Annotated in this window: 13 protein-coding genes and 1 other RNA gene; 12 read left to right on the plus strand and 2 right to left on the minus strand. The window is 53.7% G+C overall.

The genetic code is table 11. The features are described from left to right. The first annotated feature begins 106 nt into the window (after window positions 1–106). The 12 genes from LG52_RS05845 (at window position 107) to LG52_RS05905 (ending at window position 16434) form a co-directional block, all read left to right on the plus strand. Window positions 107–2290 (plus strand): malate synthase G, encoded by a 2184-nt coding sequence (locus tag LG52_RS05845; protein ID WP_044731243.1) that lies wholly within the window; start codon window positions 107–109, stop codon window positions 2288–2290. A 181-nt stretch (window positions 2291–2471) separates the two neighbouring features. Then, entirely contained in the window at window positions 2472–3689 is a 1218-nt protein-coding gene (locus tag LG52_RS05850; protein WP_044731244.1) for an NAD(P)-dependent malic enzyme, read from the plus strand. 6 nt (window positions 3690–3695) lie between these two features. Next, on the plus strand, window positions 3696–4484 hold the full coding sequence (locus tag LG52_RS05855; protein ID WP_044731245.1) for a fumarylacetoacetate hydrolase family protein: 789 nt from the start codon (window positions 3696–3698) through the stop codon (window positions 4482–4484). Window positions 4485–4639: 155 nt separating this feature from the next. Further along, window positions 4640–5425 (plus strand): IclR family transcriptional regulator, encoded by a 786-nt coding sequence (locus LG52_RS05860; RefSeq protein ID WP_044731246.1) that lies wholly within the window; start codon window positions 4640–4642, stop codon window positions 5423–5425. A 245-nt stretch (window positions 5426–5670) separates the two neighbouring features. Then, the gene (locus LG52_RS05865) at window positions 5671–7947 is read left to right on the plus strand and encodes a DEAD/DEAH box helicase (RefSeq protein WP_044731247.1); all 2277 of its coding nucleotides are present in this window, start codon (window positions 5671–5673) and stop codon (window positions 7945–7947) included. 83 nt (window positions 7948–8030) lie between these two features. Beyond that, window positions 8031–9293: a ribonuclease H-like domain-containing protein gene (locus tag LG52_RS05870; RefSeq protein ID WP_044731248.1), complete on the plus strand. Its 1263-nt coding sequence runs from the start codon at window positions 8031–8033 to the stop codon at window positions 9291–9293. 439 nt (window positions 9294–9732) lie between these two features. Continuing rightward, window positions 9733–9978 carry a CotD family spore coat protein gene (locus LG52_RS05880; protein WP_044731249.1) on the plus strand — a complete coding sequence of 82 codons (246 nt, stop codon included), beginning with the start codon at window positions 9733–9735 and terminating at the stop codon, window positions 9976–9978. A gap of 602 nt (window positions 9979–10580) precedes the next feature. After that, a complete protein-coding gene (gpsB, locus tag LG52_RS05890) occupies window positions 10581–10877 on the plus strand; it encodes a cell division regulator GpsB (protein ID WP_011231037.1) in 297 nt (98 codons plus the stop codon). Window positions 10878–10977: 100 nt separating this feature from the next. Further along, window positions 10978–11374, plus strand: an RNA gene (gene rnpB, locus LG52_RS18785) — RNase P RNA component class B. A gap of 136 nt (window positions 11375–11510) precedes the next feature. Further along, the gene (locus tag LG52_RS05895) at window positions 11511–12653 is read left to right on the plus strand and encodes a THUMP domain-containing class I SAM-dependent RNA methyltransferase (RefSeq protein ID WP_044731251.1); all 1143 of its coding nucleotides are present in this window, start codon (window positions 11511–11513) and stop codon (window positions 12651–12653) included. A 122-nt stretch (window positions 12654–12775) separates the two neighbouring features. Then, the gene (locus LG52_RS05900) at window positions 12776–14710 is read left to right on the plus strand and encodes an ATP-dependent DNA helicase (protein WP_044731252.1); all 1935 of its coding nucleotides are present in this window, start codon (window positions 12776–12778) and stop codon (window positions 14708–14710) included. Window positions 14711–14931: 221 nt separating this feature from the next. After that, window positions 14932–16434 carry a carboxypeptidase M32 gene (locus LG52_RS05905; RefSeq protein WP_269430046.1) on the plus strand — a complete coding sequence of 501 codons (1503 nt, stop codon included), beginning with the start codon at window positions 14932–14934 and terminating at the stop codon, window positions 16432–16434. 144 nt (window positions 16435–16578) lie between these two features. Here the strand turns inward: LG52_RS05905 and LG52_RS05910 are convergent, their stop codons facing one another. Further along, complete coding sequence (locus tag LG52_RS05910) at window positions 16579–18228, minus strand: b(o/a)3-type cytochrome-c oxidase subunit 1 (protein ID WP_044731253.1); 1650 nt, start codon at window positions 18226–18228, stop codon at window positions 16579–16581. A gap of 1 nt (window position 18229) precedes the next feature. After that, window positions 18230–18700: a cytochrome c oxidase subunit II gene (locus LG52_RS05915; protein WP_044731254.1), complete on the minus strand. Its 471-nt coding sequence runs from the start codon at window positions 18698–18700 to the stop codon at window positions 18230–18232. Between the last annotated feature and the right edge of the window lie 18 nt (window positions 18701–18718).

The following is an 18718-nucleotide window of genomic DNA, read 5'->3' on the forward strand; positions in this document are numbered from 1 at the left end:
AATTTTGTGAAAATGATTGTCAGCCATTTCGTTTCATGTTATCATCTTTTTAGAGTTATTAAGAAACAATGTTTCGTAATAAGAAACAAGAGAGGGGAAGAGGACGATGGGCGAATATGTACAAAAAGGGAACATCCAAGTCGCCAAAGTGCTGTACGATTTTGTCAACGAGGAGCTTCTGCCGAACAGCGGGCTGGATCAAGATCAGTTTTGGCGCGACTTCGGCGCGCTCATTGTCGATTTGACGCCGCGCAATAAAGAATTGCTTGCCCGCCGCGACGAAATTCAAGAAAAATTGAATGAGTGGCATAAAGCGCATCGCGGCCGCTTTGATTTTAACGAATATAAAGCGTTTTTGACGGACATCGGCTATTTGGAGCCAGAAGTCGAGGATTTTGAAATCACAACGGATAACGTCGATGACGAAATTGCGGTGCAAGCCGGGCCGCAGCTCGTCGTTCCGCTGACGAACGCCCGCTATGCGTTAAACGCCGCCAACGCCCGCTGGGGCAGCTTGTACGATGCGCTGTACGGCACCGATGCCATCAGCGAAGAAGACGGCGCCGAGCGCGGTTCGTCGTACAACCCGGTGCGCGGGGCGAAAGTCATCGCCTATGGACGAAAGTTTTTGGATGAAGCAGTGCCGCTGGCGGAATACTCCCATAAAGATGCTGTTCAATATGCGGTTGTTGATGGCCAGCTTGTCGTGACAATCGAAGGCGGCGTGACGACGGGGTTGAAGGAGCCAGAAAAATTTGTCGGCTTCCAAGGCGACCCGCAAAACCCGGCAGTGGTGTTGTTGAAAAACAACGGTCTTCACATTGAAATTCAAATCGACCGCAACCATCCGGTTGGACAAACGGATAAAGCCGGCGTGAAAGACATCGTGTTGGAAGCGGCGGTCACGACGATCATGGACGGCGAAGATTCAGTGGCAACTGTTGACGCCGAAGACAAAGTGCTCGTCTACCGCAACTTGTTTGGCTTGGTCAAAGGCGATTTGACGGCGACATTTGAGAAAAACGGCAAAATGATGACGCGCGCGTTGAATCCGGACCGCGTATACAAAACGCCGGATGGCGGAGAGCTCGTGCTGTCGGGCCGATCCCTCCTGTTCGTGCGCAACGTCGGACACTTAATGACGAACAACGCGATTTTGCATGCGAATGGCGAGGAAGTGCATGAAGGGATCATGGACGCCGTCATTACAAGCTTGATTATGAAACATTCGCTCATCGGCAATACGCGTTACTTGAATTCGCGCAAAGGCTCCATTTACATCGTCAAGCCGAAAATGCACGGATCGGCCGAAGTGGCGTTTGCCAACGAGCTGTTTGACCGCGTCGAAGATATGCTCGCCCTTCGACGCAACACGATTAAAATCGGCGTGATGGATGAAGAACGCCGGACGTCGCTCAACTTGAAAAACTGCATCTACCAAGTGCGCGACCGCATCATTTTTATCAACACCGGCTTCCTCGATCGGACCGGAGACGAAATTCATACGTCGATGGAAGCGGGGCCGATGCTGCGCAAAAACGATATGAAATCATCGACTTGGCTGCAGGCGTATGAAAAATCGAACGTCGCTGTCGGGCTTGCCGTCGGCTTCCGCGGACGGGCGCAAATCGGCAAAGGAATGTGGGCGATGCCGGACTTGATGGCGGAAATGTTGAAGCAAAAAGGAGCGCAGCTGAAAGCCGGCGCCAATACGGCATGGGTGCCGTCGCCGACAGCCGCCACGCTCCACGCGCTTCATTACCATCAAGTGAAGGTTGTTGCGGTGCAAAGCGAACTGGCGAACGAGCGGGCCGATTACCGCGACGACATGTTGCAAATCCCGGTCGTTGATCATCCGCAATGGACGGCGGAAGAGATTCAAGAAGAGCTCGACAACAACTGCCAAAGCATTTTAGGCTATGTCGTCCGCTGGATCGACCAAGGGATCGGCTGCTCAAAAGTGCCGGACATTCACAACGTCGGACTGATGGAAGACCGGGCGACGCTTCGCATCTCGAGCCAAATTCTTGCCAACTGGCTCCATCATGGCATTTGCACGAAAGAGCAAGTGCTCAAGACGCTCAAGCGGATGGCGAAAGTCGTTGACGAACAAAACGCCGGCGATCCAAACTATCGCCCGATGGCGCCGAATTACGATGATTCGGTGGCGTTTCAAGCCGCGTGCGACCTCGTGTTCCTTGGCTATGAACAGCCAAACGGCTATACGGAGCCGATTTTGCACCGCCGCCGTCAAGAAGCAAAAGCGAGATTCGCTGCTGTTCAGCCGTGAACGGACGATTATTGGAGGAACAAGGGGAAACGCCCTTGTTCCTTCCTATCCAATGAGATCAGAAAATTTTGAAAAAATGGAAGGGGGCAGTTCCTAGTTGCGACTGGTCGGTTGTCGAAGACAAAGCAGCACAAAAGACGGAACAAGGAAATGGAATAAGGTTGGCAGCTAGGGATCAAAAATGGAGAATTTGAGAGAAAAAGCATTATTGGTCCATCAGCAAGCGAGAGGAAAACTATCCGTCGAAGTAAAGGTGTCCGTAGCGGATGCGCATGACTTAAGCGTCATTTACTCTCCGGGAGTGGCTGAGCCGTGCAAGGAAATTTATATCAACCAAGATGAAATATACACTTACACGGTGAAGGGAAATTTTGTCGCCGTCGTCTCGAATGGCACGGCGGTGCTTGGGCTTGGCAACATCGGCGCGCGGGCGGCGCTTCCGGTCATGGAAGGAAAAGCCGCCTTGTTCAAAGCGTTTGCGGGCATCGATGCTGTGCCGCTTTGCCTCGATACCGAAGATCCGGAACAAATCATTCAAACGGTCAAGCTGCTTGAACCGGCGTTTGGCGGCATCAATTTGGAAGATATTGCTGCTCCCGCCTGCTTTGTCATTGAAGAGCGGCTTCGCCAAGAGATGGCGATTCCGGTGTTTCATGACGATCAGCACGGCACAGCCATCGTCGTTGCCGCCGGGCTGACGAACGCCTTAAAAGTCGTTGGCAAACAGCTCGCCGATTGCCGGGTTGTCATCAACGGAGCTGGCGCTGCTGGGGTGGCGATCGCCAAATTGTTGTTGTCAATCGGGGTCGGCGATTTGATTATGTGCGACACGAAAGGCGCCATTTACGAAGGACGCCCGCATGGGATGAACGCCATCAAGGAAGAAATCGCCCGGCAAACGAACCGCCGCCGCGTCTCCGGGGCGCTGGCGGAAGTTATTCAAGGTGCGGATGTGTTTATCGGCGTCTCAGTCGCCGGGGCGTTGACGCCAGCGATGGTTCGGACGATGAACCGCAGGGCGATCGTATTCGCCTTGGCCAATCCGGTGCCCGAGATCATGCCAGATGAAGCGAAAGCCGCTGGGGCTGCCATTGTAGCGACTGGCCGGTCGGATTTGCCAAACCAAGTGAACAACGTGCTGGCGTTCCCCGGCGTCTTCCGCGGAGCGCTCGATGTGCGGGCGACGCAAATTAATGAGGCGATGAAAATCGCCGCCGCCGAAGCCATCGCCGGGCTGATCCAGCCGGAAGAGTTGACCGAGGAATACGTCATCCCGAACCCGTTTGACCGGCGTGTTGTCGAAGCGGTGGCTTCCGCCGTCGCCCGCGCCGCCATTGAGACAGGGGTGGCTCGAATCAAGGAAAAAGACGAGGAACAAGATCGTGTCAGAGAGGGGTAACTGCCGATGAAATTTGTTCGTTTTCTCGCCGACGGCGCGATTCGCGCCGGTGTGGTGAACGATGAAGTGATCCGCGAAATCGAAGGAAATATGTTTGCTGATTGGGATTATACGGGAAATGTATTCCGCTATGATCGTGTTTCGCTTTTGGCGCCGCTTGCGCCGCGCCATGTGATCGGCATCGGCGCCAACTATGCGGCTTCCCATGAACAGCTGCCGGCTGAAATGCCGGACATTCCCGTCTTTTTCTTTAAACCATCTTCATCCGTCGTCGGGCCGGAAGCGGAGGTTGTCATTCCAAGCGCGGCCGGTGAAGTGAAATTTGAATCCGAGCTGGCGGTCGTGATCAGCAAAGAAGCGAAGCAAGTAAGCGAGGAAGAGGTATGGGCGCATATTTTTGGCTATACGGTCGCCAACGATGTCACCGCGCCGCAGTTTTTCCACCCGGACGGCCATTGGACGGCCGGCAAATCGTTTGATACATTCACCCCGCTTGGCCCGGTCATTGAAACAGAGCTTGATCCTCGGGCCGTATCGGTGAAAGCGCGGGTCAATGGCGAGGAAAAACAAAACAGTCCGACTGAGTTGATGATCATTTCGATCAGTAAAATGATCTCGTATTTGTCCCATGTTATGACGTTGCAGCCAGGTGACGTCATTTTAACCGGAAGCCCGGTCGGCGCCGAGCTCGTCGGTCCAGGGACGGTCATTGAATGCGAAGTGGACGGCATCGGTACGCTCCGCAATACGTTTGTCGCCGCCAAAGCGCCGGCCGTTTCCATCCGACGCTCATAACGAACCCGCGGCATCCTTGCGCCAAAGAAGCAAAGCATCAGGTGTGCCACCGGTCAAAGCATTCCGTTTTGACGGCAGCGCCGCGCCGCTCACCTGCAAAAGCCCGGCCGTTCGTGTATAATAGCGAGCAGAGAGAATAAATCGAGGTGAAAGGAATGGAAAAAGAAAACACGGTCAAATCGGTCCGCCGGGCGCTGCAAATCATCGACATCGTCAGCGGGAAAAAGGATGGGCTGGGCGTTACGGAAATCGCCAGACAAATGGACATCAACAAAAGTTCGGTGTACCGCATTTTAACGACGCTCGCCCAATACGGTTATATCGAACAACATCCGGAAACGGAGCGGTATAAGCTTGGGTACAAGTTTTTAGAGCTCAGCTCGAAGCTGCTCGATTCCATTGATTTGCGTCAAGAGGCGAAGCCATATTTGCGCCAGCTTGAAAAAGAAACGAACGAGGTCATCCATCTCGTCGTCTATGACCAAGGGGAAGTCATTTATATTGAAAAATTGGAAGGAACAGAGACGCTGCGCATGCACTCCAAAGTCGGCAAACGGGCGCCGATGCATTGCACGGCAGTTGGCAAGGCGATTTTGGCCCATTTGCCGCCGGCGGTGGCTGCGGAGATCGTGGACCGAAAAGGACTGCCAAAGCATACGGATTGGACGATCACCGACCGCGAGACGTTTTTTCGTGAGCTTGAGACTATCCGGCAAAACGGGTATGCGCTTGACTTGGAAGAAAACGAGTACGGCATCCGCTGCGTGGCCGTTCCGATTTTTGACTATACCGGCGGCGTCGTCGCGGCAATCAGTGTTTCCGGCCCGACGATCCGCATGACGGACGACCGCATCAAAGGGCTCACTGTGCGCATGCGCCAGATCGGCCAAGAACTGTCGGCAAGGCTTGGCTATCGTGGAGCCCATTCCGTCCAGCTGTAGCGGCTGGACGTTTTTTTGTGCGAAGAAGAATGACCCATGTGGATGCCGCCTTGGCGGGGAAGGTGAGAAGAAGGAATCCTTTTTCCAAAACCGTTCAGATACAATAGTTCTGTCGTTCGGTCGGCTCCGATATATCGCTTGTCTGCCAATCTTAAACGGGAGAGGACTGCCTCTTGGTGGGCGGGCGTTTTTTGTAGTGCAAACAAACGGAATGCATGTAAAATAGAAACGAGGTGATATGCGACGTGAAAAAACAGACGCTTTCGGAATGGATCGAACAGCTTCGCCAAGATCCGAATGTCGTGTATTGGCATGAAATCGAACCGAAAGAAGCGAATTTCGTTCCGTTTCCAGACGAACTCGATCCGCGGTTGCGCGCGGCGCTCAAAGCGCGCGGCATCGCTTCGTTGTATACGCACCAGGCGGCCGCTTATGACGCGGTCCAAAGCGGGCGGAACGTTGTCGCCGTGACGCCGACCGCTTCAGGGAAAACGCTTTGCTACAATTTGCCGGTGCTCGATGCCATTGCCAAAGAGCCATCGAGCCGCGCCCTTTATATTTTTCCAACCAAGGCGCTCGCTCAAGATCAAAAAAATGAACTAAACGAGATCATCGCCGAGATGGGGGTGTCGATTTACAGCCATACATACGACGGCGACACGGCGCCGGCGCTGCGGCAAAAAATCCGTCAGGCGGGTCATATTGTCATCACCAACCCGGACATGCTTCACACGGCGATTTTGCCGCACCATACGAAATGGATTTCTCTTTTTGAACAACTGCGCTACGTCGTCATCGATGAACTGCATACATACCGCGGTGTATTCGGCAGCCATGTGGCGAATGTCATCCGCCGCTTAAAGCGCATTTGCGCCTTTTACGGGAGCCGACCAACATTTATTTGCACGTCGGCGACGATCGCCAATCCGAAAGAGTTGGCGGAGCGGCTGATCGGCGAACCGGTGACGCTTATTGACAACAACGGGGCGCCGCGCGGGCGGAAATATTTCGTGTTTTACAATCCGCCGGTTGTCGAGCGGACGATGAACATCCGCCAAAGCGCGACAAAAACGGCCGTTGAGCTCACAAGACGGCTGCTTGTCAACCGCATTCCGACGATCGTTTTCGCGCGCAGCCGCGTCCGTGTCGAGTTGATTTTAAGCCATTTGCAGGCGGCGGTGAACGAACGAATCGGCGATACGATGATCCGCGGCTACCGCGGCGGCTACTTGCCGAACGAACGGCGCGCCATTGAAAAAGGGTTGCGCAGCGGGGAGATTATCGGTGTGGTAAGCACGAATGCGCTCGAGCTCGGCGTCGATATCGGCCAATTGCAAGCGTGCGTCTTAACAGGGTATCCGGGAACGATCGCCAGCACGTGGCAGCAAGCCGGGCGCGCCGGCCGGCGCCAGGGCGATTCGCTCGTTGTGATGATCGCAAGCGCAAGCCCTCTCGATCAGTACATCATCTCCCATCCAGAATACTTTTTCGGCCGCTCGCCGGAGGCGGCGCGCATCAATCCGGACAATCTGCTCATTTTGGTCGATCATCTCAAATGCGCCGCCTATGAGCTTCCGTTCCGGCGCGGCGAGACGTTCGGCGGCGTCGAGGTCGAAGAGATGCTCGATTTTTTGGCCGAGCAAGGGGTGCTCCATGAGCGAGCTGGGCGCTGGCACTGGATGAGCGACGCGTTTCCCGCGCATGATATCAGTTTGCGCTCCGCGGCTCAGGAAAACGTCGTCATCATCGATATTTCCGACACCGCCCGCCATCGCGTCATCGGCGAAATGGACCGCTTCAGCGCGATGACGCTGCTTCATGATGAAGCGATTTATTTGCACGAAGGAGCACAATACCAAGTGGAAAAGCTCGACTGGGAGGAGAAAAAGGCGTACGTCCGCCAAGTTGATGTTGAATATTTTACGGACGCCAATTTGGCTGTCCGGCTTGATGTGCTGTCGGAAGACCGAAGCGAAACGCGCGGACAAATGGCGGTGCGTTACGGTGATGTGTCGGTCCGAGCGATGGCGACGATTTTTAAAAAGCTGAAGCTGTCCACGTTTGAAAACATCGGTTCGGGGCCAATCCGCCTTCCGGAGGAAACGCTTCATACGTCAGCGGCGTGGATGGAGTGGGAGGCGGTGCCATCGCGCTTTTCCCCGGCGTTGTTTGAGCAATTGCTGATCGGCATGGCTAATGTGCTTGGTCATCTCGTGCCGGTGTTTGTTATGTGCGACCGCTCTGATGTTCACGTTGTGCCGCAGCTTAAGGCGCCGCATTCCGGGCGGCCGACGATTTTCCTTTATGATCGCTATCCAGGCGGAGTCGGCCTGTCGGAGGCGGTGTTTGAACGGTATGAAGAGATCATGAAACATGTGAAAGAATGGGTCGAACGTTGCCCGTGTGCGGACGGCTGCCCATCGTGCATCGGCATTTCAAACGCTGACGGACCGTCGTTGAAGCGCGAACTTGTCCAGTTTTTGGACGAACAACTTGCCGTTTGGGCCGGTCCGTCCGTTTAAGCGTCGTCATGCGTGTTTTTGCCGATTGTGGGAGAATCAACTTATAGAAGCAAGCCGATGTCAAGCACGGAGGGGGTGAACGGATGAAGCCGAAGTTGGCGCAATGGAAAGAATTGCTTGCCGCCCGGCATAAAAAGGAGAGCGATGAAGAAAAAAAAGAGAAACCGGACGGGCAACCTGTGACGGACGTGCCGTATGCCGACGTGTGGCGGGAGTACGGCGCCAAGCCGTATTGGTTTGACGGCGATTACTGCCTCATTCGGGAAACGGTGTATCCGCTTGACTATCAGCACGGCCGCTATCGGCTCGGAGCGCTGTATGAGGTGCACGAAAGATGGCAGGAGGCGCCGTTTTCCCATCCGCTCTCCTGCCGCGGCTTTGCCGTTAGCGACTTATTCTTTTTTGACACGGAGACGATGGGACTTTCAAGCGGGGCGGGAAACATCATGTTCTTGCTTGGCCACGCCCGCGTGTTTGGCGATTTCGTCACCATCCGCCAGCACCTTCTGCCATACCCAGGGGCGGAAGTGGCGCTCTATCAAAGTTTTTTGTCCGATGTCGATTATACGACGCTTGTTACATATAATGGAAAATCTTTCGACTGGCCGCGCCTGAAAACGCGCCATGCGCTTGTCCGCGACATGGTGCCAAAATTGCCGGCGTTCGGGCATTTTGATTTGTATCACGCCGCCCGCCGCTTATGGAAAGACAAATTGGATTCGCTGCGCCTTTCAGAAGTGGAGCGGCACATTCTCCATGTCGAGCGGGGCGATGATGTGCCGGGCTTTTTGGCGCCGATGATGTACAAAGAGTTTTTGCAGACGCCCCATCCAGACCGGCTCATGCCAGTATTGCGCCATAACGAGCGCGACGTGTTGTCGCTCATTGCTCTCTACATTCACTTATCCGTTCAGCTGCTTGAAGCCGACCGGCTCGCTGACCCCAAGGAGCAGTTGGCCGCCGCCCGTTGGTTCGAAGCGGTCGGGGAAACAGCGGCTGCAAGGGGGGTGTACGAGGAGGCGAGCGGCAAAGGGGCGAAGGAAGCGCAGGCGGCGAAATGGCAGCTTTCGCTTTTATACCGAAAAGAAAAACGATATGAAGAGGCTGCTCTCCTTTGGCGCGACTTGTTTGTCCACGGAAATGGCTATTGGAAGGCGAAGGCCGGGCTTGAACTAGCGAAGGTGTATGAACATTATTTCCGGGATGCGGCCGAAGCGCACCGTTATGCCGTTATGGCATATGAAGCGTGGCGGTCGCTCGCTAGGATGAGCCGACAACATAGCGAGAAAGAAGAAGCGGAATGGCGCAGTCGGCTCGCGCGGCTCGAACGCAAGAAAAACGGGTGAGAACTTGTCCATTTCCCTGGCAAGCGCAAAATATGACAGAAAACGAAAATGTTTCGTCTTTTTGTTGTGAATCTTGTAGAAAAAAGAAAAAACGTGTACAATGGCATCGGAATGAACGAAAACGATGGCAGGGAGAAGAAGACGATGCGGAGCATGTACAAAAAAATTTTGTATCTCTTTTTTATTGTCGTCGGTTTGACGTTTGTCGTGTTCAATTATATCTATTAATGAACGTCAGAGCGGCCGGCGCCGCATAACGGATTCAAAAAGACGAATGACGATGCCAAAACGCTCGAAGCACCGGGGGCGAGAGAGCCGATAGATTTTTGGCGCGAATGGCTGCTCAAAATGGGTGTTTATACTAGTACGAGTCCACTCCGCTCATCATAGGCTAGTATTGTCAAGCTACAGCCTAACTCGATGAAAGGAGAGGAATAGTATGCATTGCCTGCCGAATGTAACGGCGCCGATCGTTCATCCGCCTCATTGCAACGTTTTGCATCACTTCGAAGCAACGATTGTGCCGCACATCCATCCATCGCATACGACGCATGTTTATCATCACCTGTATGAACATCAACATTATTTCCCGCATACGGAATCGGTGGTGGCTCAGGCTGCCAGCCGCCATCTGTACTGCCCGGGTCCGGGGCCGATGCCATTTCCGCCGTTTCCGCTGCGATAGTAAGGGCCAAAACAGAAGCCGCTTTGTCGGCTTCTGTTTTTTAAAAAGAAAAGATAGGAAAGTATAAAATTTTCCAATTGGGCAGAGAGCTGTCTAGCTCCAAGCGCCATCGGTGTGATGCGCTCCGCCCCTTCTTTCGGCGGCGACACACTGAGTTCGCTTCTTTGAAATATCCCACGCAAGGGGGTGTCCCAAAAGGATCGGGACACCCTTGCTCATCACCATATATCGCCACGAAACAATGAATCATGGGCAATATGTTGTATTTCGTTTGAGAGGAATGACGCTTTTGGGTCAGCCCCGAGCCTCCCCGGTGGGGCTTGTGCGCTCTTCGCGGAGCCAAGGATGGCGACATTTCGCCGTTGCCCGCAGGATGCGGGCTGTCTTTAGGCGAAATTGGGGCGCTTTGCGCTTTTCTTAGGATGGAAAACGCCGGCGGCGTTTGGGCGGGAGGGCGGCGTTTCGGCGCCACCGGGAAGTCTGCGTGGGCGCCGTGCGGCTTCCCGATCGATGCGGCAAGCCAACCATCAATTGACAACCGGCTGAATTTCTGAAAAAATAAAGAGAAGATGATTGTTGAATGCGGATTGAGGTGAAAAGCCATGTCAGCCCATCAAGTGAAACTGACGCCGAAAGACATTTTAGAAAAGGAATTTAAGGTAAGCATACGGGGGTACAACCAAGACGAAGTGGATCAATTTTTGGATCTCATTATTAAAGATTATGAAGCATTTCAGCAAGAAATTGACGAGCTGCGCCAGGAAAACGCCCGGTTGAAGCGGCAAGTCGAGGAGCTGCAAAAACGGCCGGCGATGTCGGCGGGAACGACGAACTACGACATTTTGCAACGCCTCTCCAACTTAGAAAAGCATGTGTTTGGCCGGAAACTGTATGAATAACCAGCCGGCAGGGCGAAGTTGATGCAGGTGATTTCTAATTTTTTCTTCTTGATTCTCACACCAAGATCAGCTATACTGTAAGATGCTCGCAGCGTTAATCATGTTCGGGTAATCGCTGCGGCCGGTTTCGGCCGTAGAGGAAAGTCCATGCTCGCACGGTGCTGAGATGCCCGTAGTGTTCGTGCCTAGCGAATCCATAAGCTAGGGCAGTCTGGCTTCGGCTGGGCTGACGGCGGGGAAAGAACCTACGTCCGCATGCGGATATGGTTCGATTACCCTGAAAGTGCCACAGTGACGCAGCTCTAAGGGAAACCTTAGAGGTGGAACGCGGTAAACCCCACGAGCGAGAAACCCAAATGATGGTAGGGGCACCTTCCCGAAGGAAATGAACGGAGGGAAGGACAGGCGGCGCTCGCTGCCTGTAGATAGATGATTACCGCCGGAGTACGAGGCGAAAGCCGCTTGCAGTACGAAGGTACAGAACATGGCTTACAGAACATGATTAACGCGGTGATTGGAACGTGGAAAAGCCCTCCGCAGGAAGGAGGGCTTTTCCATTTCTTTTTGCGGCTTTTTTCGCTGTCATGGCTATAATGAGAAGTGTACATACGCTTGTCAGATAGGGGGAACACCATGACTTCGTTTTCGCTGATTGCCACGGCCGCGATGGGGCTCGAATCGGTCGTCGCGGAAGAAGTGCGCCGGCTTGGCTATGAGTGCCAAGTGGAGAACGGCAAAGTGACGTTTGCAGGCGATGCGCTCGCCATTTGCCGCGCCAACCTTTGGCTGCGCGCCGCTGACCGCGTGAAGCTGAAAGTCGGCGAGTTTCGGGCGACGACGTTTGACGAACTGTTTGAACAAACGAAGGCGCTGCCGTGGGCCGATTATTTGCCGAAAGATGCCGAGTTTCCGGTGATCGGGAAGTCGGTCAAATCAACGCTGTTCAGCGTTTCCGACTGCCAAGCCATTGTGAAAAAGGCAGTCGTCGAAAGCTTAAAAGCGCGCTATCATTTGTCGTGGTTTCCGGAAACCGGGCCGTTGTATCGGATCGAGGTGGCGCTTCACAAAGATATCGCGACGTTGACGATCGATACAAGCGGCGCTGGGCTGCATAAGCGCGGCTACCGTGCTCGCCAAGGAGAGGCGCCGCTAAGAGAGACGCTCGCCGCTGCTTTAGTGCTGCTCACCAACTGGACACCCGAACGCCCGTTTGTCGATCCGTTTTGCGGGTCGGGCACGATTGCCATTGAGGCGGCGCTGATCGGCCAAAACATCGCCCCAGGGTTTAACCGGGATTTCGTCTCAGAGCAATGGCCGTGGATCGGGGAATCGGTATGGGAAGAGGCGCGCCAAGAGGCGGAACAGATGGCGCGTTACGACCAACCGCTTGATATTTGCGGGATTGACCTTGACCCGCACATGGTCGAGATCGCCAAGATGAATGCAACGGAAGCGGGGCTTTCCGATCTCATTTCTTTTCGGGAGGGCCGCGCCGAGCAGTTTCGGACCGATGCACAATACGGGGTGATCGTCGGCAACCCGCCATACGGCGAACGGCTTGGCAAACAACGGGAGGTCGAAGCGCTCTATCGCGCCATCGGGCGCGCCTTCGCCGCCTTGGATACGTGGTCGGTGTACATTTTAACCGCCCACCGCGGTTTTGAAACGCATTACGGCCGCCCGGCGACGAAGCGGCGCAAACTGTTTAACGGCTTTATTGAAACGCATTACTACCAGTACTGGGGGCCGCGGCCGCCGCACGAAGCTCGAAGTTGACTTCTCGGCGGCCATCGATCATAATATTGTCTTGTTACTAGGGATCGGGCGCGCAACAAACTTGTTGCGCGCTTATGCATGATATGCCGGGGGAGTTTATGCCAATTGGAGGGGTGGCGACGATGGGCCATGAGCGTTATCCGTTTGTTGTAGAAAAACATGAAAACTTTTTTGACAAGTTGAGCCAGTGGATCGGCGATGTTTTTTATGACATTTTGCCGGAAGCCGGCTTTGAGCTGCGCGACGAGCAAATTTATATGGCGTTTCAGCTCGAGCGGGCGTTTCGCGAAAAAAAGGTGATCTTCGCCGAAGCGGGAGTTGGCACAGGGAAAACGATCGTGTATTTGCTGTATGCAGTCTGCTACGCCCGCTATACCGGCAAGCCGGCTATTATCGCCTGCGCCGATGAGACGCTCATTGAGCAGCTCGTCAAAAAGGAAGGCGATATTGCGAAGCTATCGAACGTGCTCGGGCTGGAAATCGACGTCCGGCTGGCGAAATCGCCGGATCAATATTTGTGTTTGAATAAACTGGAAGAAGTGACGACGTATGACGATGACGACATCGAGCTGTATGAGCAAATTTACGATGAACTTCCGGCCTTCGTCCATGACAACAAACCGCTGCAGTCGTTCTACCGCTACGGCGACCGAAAAGAATACGCCCACCTGACTGATGAGCAGTGGAAAAAAATCGCCTGGGATCCGTTTCAAGACTGTTTCACGTGCGAAAAGAGGCACCGCTGCGGACAGACGCTTTGGCGCGACTATTACCGGAAGGCGGCGGATTTGATCGTCTGCTCGCACGATTTTTATATGGAACATGTTTGGACGTATGAAGCGCGCAAGCGGGAAGGACAGCTGCCGCTGTTGCCGGAAGCGAGCTGCGTCGTATTTGACGAAGGGCATTTATTGGAGTTCGCAGCGCAAAAGGCGTTGACATATCGAATGAAAGAGACGACGCTTGAGACGTTGCTGACACGTCTTCTTGAAAACGACATCCGTGAAGAGCTCGCCTATTTGATTGAGGAGACGCTGGAGACGAGCACGCGCTTTTTTGATGAGCTGAAAGCGTGTGCGAAAGACGTTCCCGGTTCGAACCGGAAAGAAATTTTGCCGTCGCCGCGTCTTGAACAATGGGCGAAGCGGCTCCGCGGCCAAATGGTCGAAATCGGCAACGAGCTTGTGTTTGAAAGCGAGACGTATACGATCGATCATTACCAGCTGAACATTGTCGATGAATATTTGGACCAAATCCAGTATTCACTCGATTTGTTTTTAACAAACGCCGACGCCATTACGTGGCTTGAGTCGTCGCGTCAAGAGGCGACGTTTGTCGTCATGCCGCGCACCGTTCAAGAAGTGCTGCGTGAAAAAGTGTTCGCGAAACGCATGCCGTTTGTCTTTTCGTCGGCAACACTATCAAATGGAAAATCATTCCAATATATAGCACAAAGCTTAGGCATTGATGACTATTTATCGTTCAGCGTGCCGTCGCCGTTTGATTATGACGAACAGATGACGATTTTTATGCCGACGTTCCGTGTGGATGAGACGCTGTTTGCCAAAAAATACGCATATGCGCTTAAAAAATTGCGCGAAACCGGAGGCCGGGCGCTCATCTTGTTCCCGACGCGCGAGGAGCTTCTTCAGTTTAAAGAGGCGGCAGCCGGCGAACCATTTTCGTTTTTGTTTGAAGGCGACCGCGAAATCAGCGATTTGGTCGCTGAATTTCAGCGTGAGGAAGAGACGGTGCTTTGTTCTGAACATTTATGGGAGGGGCTGGACATCCCGGGGCCGTCGCTGTCGAACGTCATCATTTGGTCGCTTCCGTATCCGCCGAACGATCCGGTGTTTCAGGCGAAGCGAAAAGCGTATCGCAACCCGTTTTGGGACGTCGATGTGCCGTATATGCTTCTTCGCCTTCGCCAAGGAGTCGGACGGCTCATTCGCACGCGTGATGACCGCGGCATCGTTTCCATTTTCGTCACCGACAGGGAAGAAGAACGGGTCATTGCGGCGATCAAAGACGTGTTGCCGACAGCGGTGAGGGGCTGACCCAAAAGCGTCATTCTTCTCAAACGAAATACAACATATTGCGCATGATTCATTGTTTCGTGGCGATATATGGTGATGAGCAAGGGTGTCCCGATCCTTTTGGGACACCCCCCTTTTTCATTTTCCATAAAAATAGCATTTTCTCGCTGGCAAGCAGGAAAACGGCACCTTGTTATGGAAATGATGATACGGCCATGAAATACATAGGGGGACTGAGTATAGTGAAACCAATCGAAGCGCAGTTTTTGCAATACGTGAAAAAAATGACGGGCTACCGCGAAGCGATTGGCCTCATGTATTGGGATTTGCGGACTGGCGCCCCGAAAAAAGGGGTCGAGCAACGATCAGAAGTGATCGGCATGCTGTCAGAAGAAGTGTTTCGCATGTCAACATCTGAGGAGATGGCAGCATTTATCGCCAAGCTGTCGCCCAAAGCGGTCTACGAGCAACTGGATGACGTGACAAAGAAAACGCTTGATGAATGCAAAAAAGAATACGAGCGCAATAAAAAAATTCCAGCGGATGAATACAAAGAGTTTGTCGTGCTTTGTTCCAAAGCGGAAAGCGTTTGGGAAGAAGCGAAAGCGGCTGCTGATTTCGCCCGGTTTCGCCCATATTTGGAGCAAATCATCGAGTTTCAGCGCCGCTTTATCCATTATTGGGGGTATGAAGGACACCCGTACAATACGCTGCTTGATCAATACGAGCCGGGCATGACCGTCGATTTGCTTGATGAGCTGTTCAGCCGCCTGCGCGAACGCATCGTCCCGCTTGTGCACGCCATTTCCGTCGCGTCCGACAAGCCGGACACGTCCTTTTTGTTCGCGCCGTTTCCAAAAGAAAAGCAGCGCGCTTTTCTGCTTGAGTTGCTTAAAGAGCTCGGCTATGATTTTGGCAAGGGGCGGCTTGATGAGACGGTCCATCCATTTGCGATCGGGCTCAACCCGAACGATGTGCGCATTACGACGCGCTACGACGAGCGCGACTTCCGCACCGCAGTGTTTGGCACGATCCATGAATGCGGCCATGCGCTGTATGAACAGCACATTTCCGAGGCGCTTGTCGGCACGCCGCTTGCAAGCGGGGCGTCGATGGGTATTCATGAATCGCAGTCGCTCTTTTTTGAAAATATGATTGGACGCCACTACGCGTTTTGGAAGCGCCACTACCCACGCCTGCAGCAATACGCGCCCACGCAGTTCGCCGATGTTTCGCTTGATGCGTTTTACCGGGCGATCAATGAAGCGAAGCCGTCGCTCATTCGCATTGAAGCCGATGAATTGACGTACCCGCTTCATATCATCATCCGCTACGAAATCGAAAAACAGCTGTTTGCCGGGAAGATTGAAGCGGCCGACTTGCCGGATGCATGGAATGAGAAATATGAACAATACCTTGGCATCCGCCCGCACAACGATGCGGTCGGCGTCTTGCAGGACGTCCATTGGTCTGGCGGCAGCTTCGGCTATTTCCCCTCGTATGCGCTCGGCTATATGTATGCGGCGCAATTCAAGCAAGCGATGGAAAAAGAGTTGGATGTAGCTGGGCTGCTTGAAGAGGGGAACATCGCACCGATCCGTGAATGGCTGACCGTTCATATCCACCAGTTTGGAAAAATGAAAAAGCCGCTCGAACTTGTGCGCGATGCGACGGGTGAAACGCTGAAAGCCGATTATCTTATTCAATATTTAGAAGAAAAATATAAGGCGCTTTATCGATTATAGAACAGGCGCGTCAGTGCAAACATCGTTCTTACGCTGTTCGTTGGGATGTCTCAAAGGGCTGCTTTTCTGTCGACAAATATTGTGTCTCAGTTTTATGCACATAAAGAGGAAGGTGTCCCGACTGCTTGGGGACACCTTCTTGTTTCACCATAATTTGTATCCTTTCGACCCCGGCGGAGCGTTTTGAATGATGTCGATAATCGGCACCGTATAGGCGATTAAAATGAGCGCAACAACGAGGCCGATCCAAAGTTTCCAGTTTTCAAGCGCCAGCGCAGCCCGTTCATACGGAGCGGCCGCCTCGGCGACCGGAAACTCCGTTTCGCCTTTCGGAGCGAAAAATGCCAAGTTGATGACGATCACGAGAATCAAAATAATGCCGATGAACAAAATGGTGCCGCCGACCGCCTGAGCGATTTGATACGGGATCCATTCAAGCGCTTGCGGCGAATTGCCGTACGTTGAGAACGCCGAGCGTCGCGGTGCGCCGAGCAGACCGGCGAAATGCATCGAGCCGGACATGAACGTCATCCCAACCGCCCAAACGATTGTTTGAATGATGGCGAGCCGGTTCATCGCTTTCGTCATCACCCGGCCGGTCAGGTGCGGAATAAGCCAATACGATGCGCCGAAAAATGTTAAGACAACGGTCGTCGCTACGGTTAAATGGAAGTGGCCAGTCACCCAAATTGTATTATGGACGACTTGGTTGAGCTGATGCGAGGCGTTAATGATGCCGCCCGTGCCCGCCGGAATGAAAAACAGCATCCCGACAAACGGCGCGAAAAACCGAGCATCGCCCCAAGGCAATTTTTTGAACCAGCCGAACAAGCCGGTCGCCCCTTGCGAGCGGCCGTACGATTCAAACGTCGCAAACATAGCGAATGCGGTCATGAGCGACGGAATGATGACCATGAACGTCAAAACGACTTGCACGTATTTCCAAAACGGCGAAATCCCTGGCTCAAGCAATTGGTGATGGAAGCCGACCGGAATCGAAAACAGCAAAAACAAGATGAATGCCAGCCGTGCGAGCGAATCGGAGAACATTTTGCCGCCGATCACTTTCGGAATGACGGCGTACCAAACCATATACGCCGGCAATAGCCAGAAGTAGACGAGCGGATGCCCGAAATACCAAAACAGCGTCCGGCTCAAAAGCACGTTCACCCGATCGGTGAGTCCGAGCGACCACGGAATAAGCTGGAAGACAACAGTCGCGGCAACGCCGAGCGTGCAGACGAGCCATAGCACCATATTCGTCACGGACATGAACGCCAGCAGCGGGCTCACTTGACCGCGGTGCGCCTTCCGCCAGCGTGCGTAATGGGCAAACATTCCAAAGCCGCTCACCCAGCTGCCGACGACGACAAGCGCCAAGCCGATGTAAAAGCCGGCGTGCGCCTGAAGCGGCGCATAAAACGTATACAAGACAGACGCCTTGCCGGTTAAGATGAAAAACGCACTCATGGCTGTTCCGATTGTCATCAGCCAAAAACCGATCCAACCGGTCCGGCGCGAACCGTCTGAGAGCGCCCCGGTTGTACGGCTGACCGCGGCGAACTGAAAGCCGATAATGAAAAACGTCGTCAGCACGAGTCCAAGCAAGACGCCGTGCGTCGTCAAAATCGTGTAATAGCTGACCCCAGCCGGGAGCTCAAACTTGCCGGAACGGACTAATGTTTGCAATAGGCCGGCGAACCCCCCGAGCGCGAGGGCGGTAAAGGCGACGAACAAATGGGCAAGCGCCAGTTTCGCATCGCGGCGATCGACTTTTTCCAACGGTTGTGCCATGTTACTCCACCACCTTTATGCGCGCCGTCATCATATGGTGGCCGGCGCCGCAATATTCGTTGCAAAGAATCGTATATTCGCCCGGTTTGTCAAACGTGGTTGTTAAGCTGTTCACATAACCGGGTTCGACCATCATGTTCACGTTCGTTCCCGGGATTTCAAATCCGTGGATGACGTCTTTCGAAGTGACGTTGATCGTCACTTTCGCTCCTTTTGGAATTTCGATCGCATTCGGTGTAAAAGAAAACGCGGCGACGACGATGTTCAACTCGTATTCCTTGTCTCCTTTTTTGACGAGCCCCGGATGATCAAACGGCGGGGTCGAATCGACTTTTTCTGGATCGATCGTCGTCAGGCAGCTCGGCGGCTGCTGTCCGGCGGCGAAGGCGCTTACGCCGACGACTGTCAAAAAGACGATCAAACAGCCGATGCCAAACACAAGCCAAATTTTTTCATACTTATGGATGTGCATTCCAAGTTCCTCCTTTGC

Source organism: Geobacillus kaustophilus, from assembly GCF_000948285.1.
GTDB classification, from domain to species: domain Bacteria; phylum Bacillota; class Bacilli; order Bacillales; family Anoxybacillaceae; genus Geobacillus; species Geobacillus thermoleovorans_A.

What these genes read in the sequence shown, in the direction of transcription:
- LG52_RS05900 (WP_044731252.1), top strand. Translation starts at nt 12,776, where the DNA reads ATGGGCCATGAGCGTTATCCGTTTGTTGTAGAAAAACATGAAAACTTT.
- LG52_RS05910 (WP_044731253.1), bottom strand. Translation starts at nt 18,228, where the DNA reads ATGGCACAACCGTTGGAAAAAGTCGATCGCCGCGATGCGAAACTGGCG.
- LG52_RS05855 (WP_044731245.1), top strand. Translation starts at nt 3,696, where the DNA reads ATGAAATTTGTTCGTTTTCTCGCCGACGGCGCGATTCGCGCCGGTGTG.
- LG52_RS05860 (WP_044731246.1), top strand. Translation starts at nt 4,640, where the DNA reads ATGGAAAAAGAAAACACGGTCAAATCGGTCCGCCGGGCGCTGCAAATC.
- LG52_RS05845 (WP_044731243.1), top strand. Translation starts at nt 107, where the DNA reads ATGGGCGAATATGTACAAAAAGGGAACATCCAAGTCGCCAAAGTGCTG.
- LG52_RS05880 (WP_044731249.1), top strand. Translation starts at nt 9,733, where the DNA reads ATGCATTGCCTGCCGAATGTAACGGCGCCGATCGTTCATCCGCCTCAT.
- LG52_RS05870 (WP_044731248.1), top strand. Translation starts at nt 8,031, where the DNA reads ATGAAGCCGAAGTTGGCGCAATGGAAAGAATTGCTTGCCGCCCGGCAT.
- LG52_RS05915 (WP_044731254.1), bottom strand. Translation starts at nt 18,700, where the DNA reads ATGCACATCCATAAGTATGAAAAAATTTGGCTTGTGTTTGGCATCGGC.
- LG52_RS05850 (WP_044731244.1), top strand. Translation starts at nt 2,472, where the DNA reads ATGGAGAATTTGAGAGAAAAAGCATTATTGGTCCATCAGCAAGCGAGA.
- gpsB (WP_011231037.1), top strand. Translation starts at nt 10,581, where the DNA reads ATGTCAGCCCATCAAGTGAAACTGACGCCGAAAGACATTTTAGAAAAG.
- LG52_RS05895 (WP_044731251.1), top strand. Translation starts at nt 11,511, where the DNA reads ATGACTTCGTTTTCGCTGATTGCCACGGCCGCGATGGGGCTCGAATCG.